At 40.0% G+C, this 13,067-nt stretch carries 8 protein-coding genes; 5 read left to right on the forward strand and 3 right to left on the reverse strand.

The window, feature by feature from the left end:
* Positions 1 to 229: 229 nt before the first annotated feature.
* The 4 genes from BUA72_RS05815 to BUA72_RS05830 all read left to right on the forward strand — a co-directional run bounded on the left by BUA72_RS05815 (position 230) and on the right by BUA72_RS05830 (position 7,378).
* On the forward strand, positions 230 to 1,942 hold the full coding sequence (locus tag BUA72_RS05815) for a DUF8202 domain-containing protein (protein WP_072922137.1): 1,713 nt from the start codon (positions 230 to 232) through the stop codon (positions 1,940 to 1,942).
* 27 nt (positions 1,943 to 1,969) lie between these two features.
* Positions 1,970 to 2,470, forward strand: a complete 501-nt coding sequence (locus BUA72_RS05820) for a hypothetical protein (RefSeq protein ID WP_072922138.1) — start codon at positions 1,970 to 1,972, stop codon at positions 2,468 to 2,470.
* Between the two features lie 337 nt (positions 2,471 to 2,807).
* Positions 2,808 to 4,298 (forward strand): serine hydrolase domain-containing protein, encoded by a 1,491-nt coding sequence (locus BUA72_RS05825; protein WP_072922139.1) that lies wholly within the window; start codon positions 2,808 to 2,810, stop codon positions 4,296 to 4,298.
* Positions 4,299 to 4,495: 197 nt separating this feature from the next.
* Positions 4,496 to 7,378 (forward strand): glycosyl hydrolase, encoded by a 2,883-nt coding sequence (locus BUA72_RS05830; protein ID WP_072922140.1) that lies wholly within the window; start codon positions 4,496 to 4,498, stop codon positions 7,376 to 7,378.
* Between the two features lie 620 nt (positions 7,379 to 7,998).
* Here BUA72_RS05830 and BUA72_RS05835 read toward each other — a convergent pair.
* The 3 genes from BUA72_RS05835 to BUA72_RS05845 form a co-directional block, all read right to left on the reverse strand.
* The gene (locus tag BUA72_RS05835) at positions 7,999 to 9,768 is read right to left on the reverse strand and encodes a flavin monoamine oxidase family protein (protein ID WP_072922141.1); all 1,770 of its coding nucleotides are present in this window, start codon (positions 9,766 to 9,768) and stop codon (positions 7,999 to 8,001) included.
* 12 nt (positions 9,769 to 9,780) lie between these two features.
* Complete coding sequence (locus tag BUA72_RS05840) at positions 9,781 to 10,968, reverse strand: FAD-dependent oxidoreductase (RefSeq protein WP_047453847.1); 1,188 nt, start codon at positions 10,966 to 10,968, stop codon at positions 9,781 to 9,783.
* A gap of 375 nt (positions 10,969 to 11,343) precedes the next feature.
* Positions 11,344 to 11,760, reverse strand: coding sequence for a hypothetical protein (locus BUA72_RS05845; protein WP_072922142.1), 417 nt, complete (start codon positions 11,758 to 11,760; stop codon positions 11,344 to 11,346).
* Between the two features lie 285 nt (positions 11,761 to 12,045).
* Here BUA72_RS05845 and glsA point away from each other — a divergent pair, with 285 nt between their 5' ends.
* The gene (gene glsA / locus BUA72_RS05850) at positions 12,046 to 13,059 is read left to right on the forward strand and encodes a glutaminase A (protein ID WP_072922500.1); all 1,014 of its coding nucleotides are present in this window, start codon (positions 12,046 to 12,048) and stop codon (positions 13,057 to 13,059) included.
* Positions 13,060 to 13,067 lie beyond the last annotated feature (8 nt).

Here is a 13,067-nt window from a genome sequence, read left to right on the forward strand (position 1 = left end):
GAACGAGCAGAAATTGAGAATTTTATTCTAAAGTATTTCCCATTTAAATGAAAAAAACTTATATTTAATATCTGTAAACTTAAAAAAACAACTATTTAGCTGCTGTCAGTTTCTTACATGGTACGGGTCATACAATGGACTGTTTTCCGTGTAAGTCACTCATCATTTTTCAATTAAGGAAGATTTTCTGCCTATCAGAGACATCAGCTATCTATTAAAATAAACAGGTATGAAAACTTACATCAATGAAAAAGCTGTTATTCTTTTATTCCTGATGTTGAGTTATGAACTGGGGGCACAGCTTCCGGCACCAGGCGGGGTCTCCGGCAATCTGCAGGTATGGGTAAAAGCAGATGCAGGAACTGGAACAACGACAGACAATTCTAAAGTTCCTGTTTGGGAAAATCAAAGATCCGGTGGTGTCAATGGTATTGCGAATCAGGGAATGCCAGGTTACTATGCAGATCCGGGCGTTGGAGCCATACCGGCTTACCGTACAGCGCCTTCTATTCCGAATTTTAACTTTAATCCGGCTATTGAAATTGTAAGTACAAACGGATACAGATCCGGATACAAATTTCCACTGGGCTTTCCGGATAATACCACCAATGCCATGACTTCCTATACCCATCTGACGAGAACCGTTTCAGGCAGCTACAGAACGGTATTTGTAATGAATGGAACCGCCAGAAGTTCTAATGTATCCTCGGTGGCGGGAATATGGCAGTCGCCGTTTTTCGGATCACAGGGCAACCGGCCTGAGTTTTATAATGAAAAAGAATCCGGAGATGTGTTTTTTGGAACAGATATCATCAATACCATTGGGACTGACGTTCCCAGCATACAGTCTTATTATAACAGACTTTCCGGTGCAAACATGAACTATCTTTTTGGAAATAACGGCAAGGAATACGGTCAGCCATCAAATAATGTATCTTCTAATTTTAATTATCCGGGAATGGTTCTTTTGATGGATAATGACGGAGGCTCCGGCAGTACTTCTCTGGCCGGCGACAGGATTGGAGAATTTATTCTGTATTCCGAAACCCAGACTGAAGCAGAGCGACAAAGAGTAAATTCTTATTTAGCAGTCAAATACGGGATCACACTGGTACAGCCCCAAGATTATCTGGCTTCCGATGAAACCATCATGACATGGAATTCCGGACTGAATACTTCTTTTAACAACAACATCTTCGGACTGGCAAAAGATGATGCTTCGGCGTTGAATCAGTTGGTTACCACTAGCATCAATACTGAAAATAATATTATGCTTACAGTGTCCACGGATAATGATTTCATATCAGCCAATAGCAGTCCCGGCCGCCCAAATTTTCTACAGGATAAAACTTTTCTCATCATAGGAGATAATAATGTTCAGAACATTGCCTTGGTCAATAACGGGATCGCAACGGGTCAGGTGATTCAGAGGATATGGTTGGCGCAGAGAACAAATAATACGTCTTCTACATGGCTGCAGGCCGATCTTTCAGCCTATACAGGGATTGCCGCTACCGATAATGTATTTATGGTAGTAGCAGATGACAGCGGGCTTTCTCAAAATGTAGAGTTCATTCCGTCAACTGGTTTTACCGGAGGTAAGGCGGTTTTTAACTATTCGTTTCCGGCGAATAAATATTTCACATTTGGAATTAATATTCAAACCCATTGTACAAAAGACCCGGCCGTGGGAACTCCAAACGAGATGACCAGATTTGGGATTACAGCCCAAAACAACAGACAGCCCAATTGGCCTACAAATATTCCTAATGGATTTATGACACTGGAGTCTAAGAATAAAGGTTTTGTCATTACCAGAACCACTTCCGCCAGTATTGCTATTCCAGTAGAGGGCATGTTAATATTTGATACGGCAGATCAATGTTTTAAACTCTATAATGGAACGGTATGGAACTGCATCAAAAGATCCTGTAATGATTAGTAATGAAACTCCTGAAATAACTTCATCATGAAAAAAATAGTATTGATAATAGCATTGTTTAGCCTGGAAATGATTCAAGCACAGGTAGCAATTGGTAAGGAAACATTGGATGGAGACGGGATTCTCGATTTTAAACCCAATACCACCAATGGAATTCTGCTTCCGATCGTAGAAACGCTTCCCACCAACGCGGTAGAAGGAACTATTCTGATGGATAAAAATGATAAGGTTGTAAAGATGAAAACAGATTCTGAGTGGATTTCGCTTAGCGACGCCGGATCTATTGACAATGTTTCCTTCAATACAAGTACAGAAACACCAGCTCAAACTAATGTGATCATAGGATCTGCCACCACAACTGCCCCAGGCGTATTAGTGCTGGAATCTGCAGATAAAGCCTTAATATTACCTAAAGTAGCCACTCCCCATACCAGTGTTAAAAATCCATTTCCGGGAATGATCTGTTATGATACGGTCAGCAAAACATTAGCTGTATTCGATGGACTAAAGTGGAGCTACTGGAAATAAGCTGCAATTAAGATTTCAGACACCAGATATCAGACATCAGACTTTCAATTGCGATTAAGATGGTGAATGCTAGATTCAAGATTCAAGATTTTAAATACAAAATATCAGACATCAGACGATAATTCGTTAGCTTAATTACTATAACCAGCAACCAGCAACTAGTAACCAGCAACTAGCAACCAAAATTCACCTGGAGCTCATAACTCATCACTCTACAAAATCCGAACTCAGGTAATGTAATGAAAGTCTTTTCCGGATTGTTTTATAATCAGGGCTGAGGGGCAATAAAAACTATTGATTTCCCGGATGACCTTAATGTAAAAACTGAATAAAAACAATGACCAAGACTTTTGCCATCTTACTGACTGTTTTCCTTACCATGAGTATTCCGGGACAGCAATTAAATACTTTCTTTTCCTCACTTTCTAAAAATAATATGTTCAATGGAAGTACAGTGGTTTCCGAACCCGGAAAGCCAATTTTCTCTGATCAATATGGATTCTCCAGCATCGAAAAAAAAGAAAAGTTCAGTGACCAGTCTCAGTTTCCGATTGCATCCGTCACCAAAACATTTACATCAACAGCGATACTCCAGCTTAAAGAAAAAGGAAAACTTAAAATGGATGATTCCGTTCAGAAATATCTTCCGGATTTTCCTTATCCTACGATCAGCATTAAAAACCTGCTTAATAATACTTCGGGACTGGCAGACTATTACAATCTGTTTGACATCATTATCCAGGAACAGCCGGAAAAAATAATTTCCAACCAGGATATTATTCCAACCTTTATCCGATTCAAAACACCGCTTACCTTCGAGCCCGGGAGCAAGTGGGAGTATAATAACGTCAATTTTTGCATCGCTGCCCTGATCATTGAAAAAGTATCAGGAATGAGCTATGCCATGTATCTGGAAAAAAATATTTTCAGTCCTGCAAAAATGAAAAATTCATTTGTTCCGAATGACCGGAAGATTAAAAAAATAAACCAGGTAGAATTATATACGTATCCTAATTTGTATTCGACAGATCTTGTGAATATAAATACCGTAAAAGATCCTTTTCCTATCGCTGCAAAAAGTAATTTTTATGGAAATGGAGGCATTGTAAGTACGGCTTTAGATCTGGAAAAATATCAGAAGGCGTTATTTAGCCATCAGATTCTTGGAAAGAAGGAATTAGAGGAAGCGTTAACCGCTACGATCCTTAATGACAGAAAGAAAGTGACTTACCTCATTGATGGAAAAGAAGTGAGCTATGGCTTAGGCTGGTTTATGTATACTGACGAAAGTAAAGGAAAAATAGTTTTTCACGACGGATCTATCCACGGACTTACCAGTATTTTGGCGCATAATATCAATAAAAATCAGTCAGTGATTCTTTTATCCAATATGGGAAACAGTCCTGTTTTTTCTACATTCAATGCTGTTTTACAATTAATTGATCATCGACCTTATACAATTCCTGCACCGAATCTTTCCAGAATTTATGGGAGTTTATTGGAAAACGGAAATAAGGAGAAAGCCAATTTGCTGATTAAAGAGTATCTGAAAAATCCAAATGGCTATGAAGCAACAGAGAGAGATTTTAACAAATTAGGCTATCAATTTCTTAGGAATGGAAAAAGTGAAAATTCTTTGCAGACATTTAGTTCAGCCACATTACTTTTTCCAAAAAGTTGGAATGTTTATGACAGCTATGGTGAAGCATTACTCCAATCCGGTAAAAAAGAAGAGGGCCTTAAGATGTATCAAAAATCTGTGGAACTGAATCCCGAAAATAAGAACGGCAAAGAGATGATCCGTAAAATAGAAGCACAGTCTAAATAGGTCTTTATCTATTCAAAACTTTCAAATTAAATGATTAAAATTCAATCACCTGATCTCTTTCAGGTGATTTTTTCATTAGAGTTGCCATATTCTCAACAAATCCATTAAATTTGGTCTGCCCGATCATTCTGTTCCCGGAATTTCAGAACATAACCACAGGGTTTACAGGCGTTGTAATTTAAATTGATAGACCATTCATGAAAAGAAGAGACTTTTTGAAACAGTGTTCCATTGCGGCGTCCGGCTTGGTTTTGGTAAACGTGCTGCCATCATATGCCCATGCCATGCTGGGAGAGGAACATTTCCCGAAATATAAGTCACTGTTTGAAATCTTCAGCGATCCCGAAAATCAGTATCGCCCGTTTGTCCGCTGGTGGTGGAATGGAAACAAAATAGAAAAAGCAGAACTGGCGCGGGAACTCAGGGTTTTAAAAGCTGCCGGAATAGGCGGTGTGGAAATCAATCCGATATCTTTTCCCCTGCGCACTGAAGATACGGGAAAACCGAGTGTAGAGTGGTTAAGTGATGAATGGATCGAATTGTTGAGGTTTACTCTCGAAGAGGCGAAATCATTAGGAATGACTTGTGACCTGCTTGTCGGGACCGGATTTCCTATGGGTGGAGATTTTCTGGAAAAAGAAGAATGTTCCCAGATTGTGGTTTTGGCGGTGAAAAAATTCAAGGGCCCTCTTAAAACAGAGTTTTCTCTTTTTGATCTTTACAAAGAGGCGGATCCTGCCATTACCAATCCATACAGCGGAAGAACCATGGAAATGCTGGAAGTGAAGCTTGTTCCTGATCCTCTGAACTGTCTGGACGAGGTGATCAATCTTTCAGACCAGATTAAAAACGGAATGATTAAAGTTTCCATACCCAAAGGAGATTACGCCATTTACGGATTGGTAAAAATAGATCGTTTTATGAGCGTCATCCAGGGCGCCCCGGGCGGAATGGGACCCGTACTGAATCATTATGATACAGCAGCTGTAAAAAAATACCTCAACAGAATGAGCGATACCATTCAGCAAAAAATAGGACCATTGGCTCCCAACATCCGGTCTTTCTTCATCGACAGTCTCGAAACGGAAGGAACGAACTGGAACCATGATATGATGAGCGAGTTCCAAAAGAGGAGAGGATATGACCTGTATCCGTATCTGCCTTTTGTTCTGTTTAAAATCGGAAGTATGGGAAATACGACAGGGGTAAATATCCTTTATCCTGTAAAAATGGGTACTGATTTTAAAAAGATGACAGACCGGATGCGGTATGATTTCGAGCTGACGAAAGCTGAACTATTTAGAGAACGTTTTGTATATAACTTCGCGCAATGGTGTAAAGACAATAATATAAAATCAAGGGCACAGGCTTACGGACGTGGATATTTTCCGCTGGAAGGAAGCTTTGAGATTGATATTCCCGAATGTGAAACCTGGCTGAAATACGGAATTGGGGAAGATATCAGTGAAGAAAAATTCACACAGTATCCATGGCATTTGGGTAGGGGAAATACCATGATCAATAAAATGGTGTCTTCAGCCGCTCATTTAAAAGATAAAAAACTCATCAGCTCCGAGGAACTGACCAATACAGATATGGTATTCAACGAAGCTCTGGAAATTCTGAAAATAGCAGGAGATCAGAGCACGATATCCGGGGTTACCCATCCTATTTTTCATGGATTTAACTATTCCCCTCCGGAAGCGGCTTTTCCCGGCTGGATCACCTATGGCGGATATTTGAATGAGAAAAACACGATCTGGCCTTATTTTAAACATTATACAGATTATCGGGCAAGACTTTCCGCGTTATTGCAACAGTCCACGATGTTTGCGGATATTGCTCTTTTAGCCCCTTTCGCAGACCAATGGACACAATTTGGAGCACAGAATGAACCTTTTCCAACGGTGGTATCACCTGCTTATCAGGCTTTGATCTGGGAATCTGTCCATCAGAATGGGAATGCATGTGATTATGTATCGGAACAGGTGATCAGTGATTCAGCGGTGAAGAAAGGTTTTCTTACGTATGGAAAAAGAAAGTACCACACTTTATTTTTGATTGAGGTGCACAGTCTGAATACGGCCACAGCAGAAAAATTGTACGAATTTGTGAGTGGCGGGGGAAGAATATTCTGCATTGAAGCTATTCCGGACCGCTCCACAGGCTGGAATGATTATGAGAAAAGAGACCGGGAAGTACAAAACTGGATCAGCAAAATGCAGGCTTTTCCGGAACGTTTTATTTTCCTGAATAAACCTAAATCCGATTTTCTCAATTGGTATAAAGCCGTTCAGGAAAAGTATAATATGACCCCTTATGTGAAGATAAAGACACCGAAAACTTTCATCACACAGATACGCTACCAAACCCGTGACTCTGAGATTTTCCTGTTTAATAATTCCAGCAGTAAGAACAGTACACCGCTGGATATCACCTTCGAAAAAAGCGTGATCAAAAACAAGCAGGCCTGGCTGTGGGATGCGGTAACAGGTAAGCGTTTCAAACTGAATCTTCCGGATGGGCGATTCAATATCGATTTAGGCCCTGCCGATTCAAAGCTGATTGTTTTTGATGGCCATAAAAGAGGCACAAGCTGGAAAGAAAGTCCTCTGACCGGAAATAAAGTGAAAGAACTTAACGATCAATGGAAAGTTGAGTTGATACATTATGACGGGACGGTCAAAAAAGAAGAATTCAACAAGCTGACGGATCTTAAAGAATTACCGGCCTATACTCATTTTGCAGGAACAGTCATTTACCGGAATACGTTTCAGATCAAGGACAAAAACGTGGACAGCTACATCAATCTGGGAAATGTATACGGAATTTGCGAAGTACGCATCAATGGGAAAGAAGCGGGAGTACAGTGGTTCGGAAGGAGAATTTACCCTTTGAATGGTTTAGTGAAAGATGGAGTTAATGAAATTGAGATCAAAGTAGTCACAGTGATGGTCAATTATATGAAAACCCTTAAAGACAATGTGGTGGCGCAGTATTGGACCAATCAGAAAAAGAAAGACCAGCCGCTGCAGTCTATGGGATTGGTAGGCCCGGTGACTGTTTATCAGGAGTCTTGAGTATTTTTAAACCACAAAAGAGTGTTTATAAAGATTTGCTCTCGCAGATTTCTCTGATAACACAGATCTAATTCATGCTATTTAAAACATTAAGATCAATGAAGGATGTAAGGTGAGTTAAGAAAAAATCAAATGATTTTTTAAGTTGTGCGTCTTAAAGCGAAGCTAAAATTTAATATTCTTAAAAGCTTAACAGAATCTTAATGGTTTGAAGTTTTTCTCTCGCAGATGATACGGATAAAGCAGATGAACAAAAGTAAAAATCTGCATCATCCGATTAATCTGCGTGAAATTTTAAAATCATGTGATCTGTTCCATTGCCTTCATTAGAATCAATGAAATTGATTCCACCTTTGCTTCCTTTTATAAATAGAATAATCAATTTCTTTGCGTTAAAAAAATTATTTGCTCCCCAAGTTTTTTTACAACAAAAGTATAACGAAAAACCGCCTCATTCCTAAAAATGAGACGGTTGTATGTATCTAAATTCAGAATAATAAATGTATTAATGGGCTAATAAAATTTAAGTCTGAAAAGAAAAGTCATTAAAAATCAGAAAAAGAAATCCCAATCCCGCTATTAACTTCCAGCCTCCCTCTTCCAGCTTCCAGCCCATTAGTCTACCATCCCAAATAATAAGTCGGGCTCAGCCAGATTGGGCGATGCATTCCAAAATGTTCCTGCAGCATTTTTTCAGCTTCGCAGAAAGCACCTTCCACCCATCCCTGTTGATCGGAATAAGCTTCCCCGATAATGTGAATGGACTCATCAGCTACCGGTTTTCTCATGTATGGCATTACGTTTTCAACGGAATATCCGGCTTTCCAGGCATGATATCCTGCTCCGAAAGGTTCATCGGTCCAGTCTTTAAAGTAGGTTACATAAGGATCCGGTATCGTTACATCAGGGCCGTGCAGTTCCCGAAGTTGATTCATCAGTTCATCTACCATCATCTGGGTCGCCTGAACATCATCCAGTTCGTGCAGTTCCTTCAGTGATGCAGATTTGGCGGCTCTTACTTCGAACAGTAATTTGTCATCGGAGAGTGCTTTCCAGAAGGTTTCGGTTTCCATATCTCCGTAGCTTCCCAATAACATTGAATTATTGGTTTGAGGATCCGTCCCGAAATAATAACACTGTCTCATAGGAAGGTCAGTAATAGAATGGCCGGAATCAATGTCCAGTTGTTTCTCTTTCCACCACGGGTATTCAAAGCCCATTAATATTTTAAAAGCAGGCTCCATAATTACCGAACGGATATTGGTATTAAGGACTGAATTTTCATTAATGTTAAAGAAGAAATTGTTCTGATCCAGAAGCTCCAGAGATTTTCTCGGCATAGCAAGAACCAGTTTATTGGTATATACATTCCATGTCGTATTGGTTTTCAGATTCAGAAAAGTCAGCTGATATTTATGGGTATGGATTAAAGGATGCGCTTTGGTGAAAGTAAGCAGCTTATTTTCAGACCAGATGCACGCACCGTCATGTTCCATATAAGAATTGGCTACGGCATAAGCGATGCTGTCATAGCCTTCCTCAATGGTTTTATAAATGGTTCCGGCAGAGAAATCTCCCACCATATAAGGAAAAGCTTCGGCAGAATTCCAGTTGATCGTATTGGAGTAGTATCCGCCGGCATTTGCCACAAACTCATAACCTTCCTGTGAAATCTGATCCTTGATCAGGTTCCAGAATCCCAGATCATTTACCTTACGTCGGTCATAAGGAGAATTAGGGAAATTATAAACCAGCTTAGGTTTGATATCATCCCAGTCCTCACTGGTCAGTTTAAAACTATAATCGTAGATGCTGTCTCCTTTGATAATCTTATCACTGTATTTCTCAGCTACCCATGGATCTGCCATCAACACATCGTAAATAATCTTATTGAATAACTGATCCGAGCTGAAACCATAATCATCATCATTCAGATAATAACGGGTAGCCAGTTTCTTACCTTCTTTCTGAGCCACATCCCACGCATCCTGTTTGAAACTTTCTTTTCTCAGATACATCAATAGTTTGGTAGGATCACCCATCGGGAAAGGAACAGGAGTCATTTTATCTTTCAGGACAGGAATTCGTTTTGCAGGATCTTCTTCGGTAAGCGGATATCCTTCAATCAAGGTCGTTACGATTTGCTGAGACGTCAGGTAGCGCATACCTCCCAGTTCTCCCCAGAAATTCATTCCCGGCATCACGACAGATTCCAGTCTTCCGCCCAGTTTATTGTTCATGTCAAAGATCTGTACCTCACTGGCTTTGAGTTTCTTATCAGTGACTAAACGGTAAGCGGTATACAAACCGGAGGTTCCGGCACCGATGATGGCTACTTCTATTTTTAAATCAGGATGTTTTCCTGTGTTTAATGGTGTATTTTTATTCATGGTTTATTGTTTTTAAATGGCTTTAAAGTATTTGCGTCCTAACTGGAAGTGAGAAATATCAAAATCCGTATGCCCGTCCAGGGCAAGATCAGACATGATTTTTCCGAGGAATGGAGTGAATTTGGCAGCCCATCCGGTGGCATAGACCACAATGTTTTTATAATTCGGGACATATTTTGGTGCGAAATCAATCAGCAGTTCCTTATTCGGTATTTTGCTTAAAGCGATAAGGCAGGTTGAAGTGTATTCAGGCTCTGCAGCCAATCCTGTCATATGCTGCTGAACCCAGTCGGAAGTATAGGCCAGTTCCTGAGGATTAGGAATTAATGTTCGGTCATTAGGTTCTTCCAAAGGTGTAATAACAAAATCCGGCGCGACACGGATGTATTCCGGATGATCCCAGTCTACAGAAGGAAAACCATAGAACTGATTACCATTTTCCTCAATTGCATTCTGGAATACAAACCAGGTTGGATACTGTATGTTTGGATCCGTTTTCCTAAAATAAGCCGAAGACATATTCCAGTACGTCGCCTCTATTTTAAAATCCAGTAAATTGATGACACTGTTAATGTAAGGCCCCGGAATAATCGCCAGTTTTTTAGCAATATAAATTCCGTTAGGAGTCGTGAGTTCAAAGAGATCACCTACCTGTTTGATGTCAAGTACAGGCGAATTTTCTTCTAACTGAACGGTTTCTTCCTGTTTGCAAAGGCCTAAAAGCGTTTCAATTGTTAATTTAAAATTAATGCTTGCACCATCCGGCTGAAACAGTCCGGTATAATTGTCCGGTAAGTTTTTAAAATGGTACTTTTCTTCGATCTCTTTTGAGGTTAGGGTAGTGTAGGGAACACCCAGTTCTTTCAAGGCCTGCTCAGCCAGGGCAATATTTCCTTCCGTGGAATGTACTTCAGGGTCTCCAAACCAAAGCGTACCCACTTTATCCAGCAGCGAAGTATTGGTCTGTTTTTCCAGCTCGTCCCAGTAAGGTTGTGCTTCAAGAGCCATTTTCACCATATATTCATCCGGATAAGGAATACGGAACTGGCGGGAAACTCCGGCAGAACTTCCAAGCTGATTCACAAAAGTGAACTGTTCCAGTACTAAGGTTTTAGCCTTTCGTTGGCCAAGATGGTAGGCCGTAGCCAGGCCTATGGCTCCGCCACCAATAACAATGACGTCGTAGTTTTCTGTTTTCATAGGTATTAGTTTTATCTGTGAAATCCGTGTATTCATCACGAATTAAATGATGATCATACAAGCATTTTAAACACTTTTATTTTTATTCTCGCAGATTATGCAGACAACGCAGATTCACGAACATGAAAATTTGCATCATCTGATTAATCTGCGTGAAATTTTAAAATAGGCGATCTGTTCTCATTCGCTTTTTCGGGATCAATGAAATTAATTCCAACTTTGTTTCCCTAAGTTTTGTACATGATGCACAATTACCGGCCGTGTTTTTCGAAAAGTTTAAACACACGAGTTTTACATCATGCACTATAACTCGCAAAAAAAACGGCCGGCAATTGAAGGATATGGACTGGTTATGATTAAGACTTTTTTATGCTTTTATTGGGCTTTGCACATCGCATCCCATGTAGTCCAGAAATGGGCATTTACTGCACCTGGAGGAGGAGTGGTGCTGTCAGCAACGATACCTACCATTGAGGCACAGTTGGAATTACAGCCTATTTCATTATAGCTTCCCTGCTGAGGAGGGATCTGGCGCCATGTACCGGTAGACCCGCTTAGTAATTCTACTTTAATATCAAAAATTCCCGAAAGATTAGGCGTCTGAATTTGTTTAGTGGGTGCCTCACTTGAAATAGAATCACTCCAGTTACCCTGTGAGAATGTAACACGCCATGTTGAAATCATTTTGGCTGTATTGTTCTGAGGAGACAAATAAACCCAGAATTGAGCTCCGTTCCCTAATTGAAACTGACCGGATGAATTGGCGGTTCCGCTTACGTTTGATGTTTCCATGTTGGTTGTATTTTGGTTGGTTAGTTTTTACCTCTGCTTTTTTTCAGCGTCTCAGTTGAGGATTTAGCCTTTACTGATGCCGCTTGATTGGTAGTTCAAAGTAACAAAGAAGGATGCTTTTTTTTTAGAGTAGAAATGACCAATTACGGTTTTGAGTAGAAATACTGAATAAGGTTGGATCGTGTTTAAACCCTGTATATTTTCAGGACATTTGCTAGTGAAGGATGAAATACTTTATCTTTGTTTTTCGGGGTTGATGATAAGATGTTAGCCGAAAATGCCTTTATGAACAACAATAGTTTCTTAGTTTCTGCAAAAGGAATCTGTATTGCAGCTTTTCTTTCCTTCAATACGGTGATGTATGCTCAGAAAACAGCAGATCTTTCAACCATCTCAGACAAAACATTAAGCATTATTCTGGAAAAAAACAGAACCTATTATACAAAGGGTAAAGTAGCGGATTATATTCCTGAGCTGGGAAAAATGGATGCTAAAGCAATTGCTTTTTCAGTGGTGGAAAAAAACGGAAAAGTATTCAATGTGGGAGATGTACAGAAGAAATTCACCATGCAGAGTATCTCCAAAATTATCGCTCTGATGATTGCTGTCAGTGAAAAAGGCGAAGCCAATGTCTTTGAAAAAATGGGCTATTTCGGAACCGATCAGCCTTTCAATCATTTTTCCAACCTTGAAACTACGGGCAAGCCATTAAATCCAATGATGAATGCTGGTGCCATTCTCACCACTTCATTAATTTCCGGCGATGGCGAAAAACCATTTCTGAAAATTTTGGATATGGTGCGATACATCACTAAAAACCAGACTCTTGATTATAATACATCCGTTTACGAATCCGAAAAGTCTACGGGAGATCGTAACCGCGGGATGTTTTACCTGATGAAAAATAACGGACTCATTTCAGGAAATGAAGATCAGCTGGATAATTATTTCAAACAGTGTTCTATAGAGCTTACTGCCGAAGATTTGGCTAAAATAGGCTATTTCTTTGCGAATGAATGTGTTCGGTTTGACGGAGACAGCAAGTATAAAAATGCAGAAATGTCAAGACTGATTCAATCCCAAATGCTTATTGCCGGCATGTACGAATTCAGCGGAGAATATGCCAGAACCGTAGGTCTTCCGAGCAAATCCGGTGTTGGAGGCGGAATTACCGTAAGTGTTCCCGGAAAAATGGGAATTGGTGTTTTCAGCCCGGCATTGGATCAGCATGGAAATTCTGCAGCGGGCTATCATATGATTTTAGACCTGGTGAAGCAGTACGACCTGAGTTTATTTTAAAGAACTGC

The organism is Chryseobacterium sp. OV279, assembly GCF_900128945.1.
Taxonomy (GTDB): Bacteria; Bacteroidota; Bacteroidia; order Flavobacteriales; family Weeksellaceae; genus Chryseobacterium.

Coding starts and splice junctions, on each gene's coding strand:
- BUA72_RS05815 (WP_072922137.1), top strand. CDS start 230: ATGAAAACTTACATCAATGAAAAAGCTGTTATTCTTTTATTCCTGATG.
- glsA (WP_072922500.1), top strand. CDS start 12,046: ATGAACAACAATAGTTTCTTAGTTTCTGCAAAAGGAATCTGTATTGCA.
- BUA72_RS05820 (WP_072922138.1), top strand. CDS start 1,970: ATGAAAAAAATAGTATTGATAATAGCATTGTTTAGCCTGGAAATGATT.
- BUA72_RS05825 (WP_072922139.1), top strand. CDS start 2,808: ATGACCAAGACTTTTGCCATCTTACTGACTGTTTTCCTTACCATGAGT.
- BUA72_RS05830 (WP_072922140.1), top strand. CDS start 4,496: ATGAAAAGAAGAGACTTTTTGAAACAGTGTTCCATTGCGGCGTCCGGC.
- BUA72_RS05835 (WP_072922141.1), bottom strand. CDS start 9,768: ATGAATAAAAATACACCATTAAACACAGGAAAACATCCTGATTTAAAA.
- BUA72_RS05845 (WP_072922142.1), bottom strand. CDS start 11,760: ATGGAAACATCAAACGTAAGCGGAACCGCCAATTCATCCGGTCAGTTT.
- BUA72_RS05840 (WP_047453847.1), bottom strand. CDS start 10,968: ATGAAAACAGAAAACTACGACGTCATTGTTATTGGTGGCGGAGCCATA.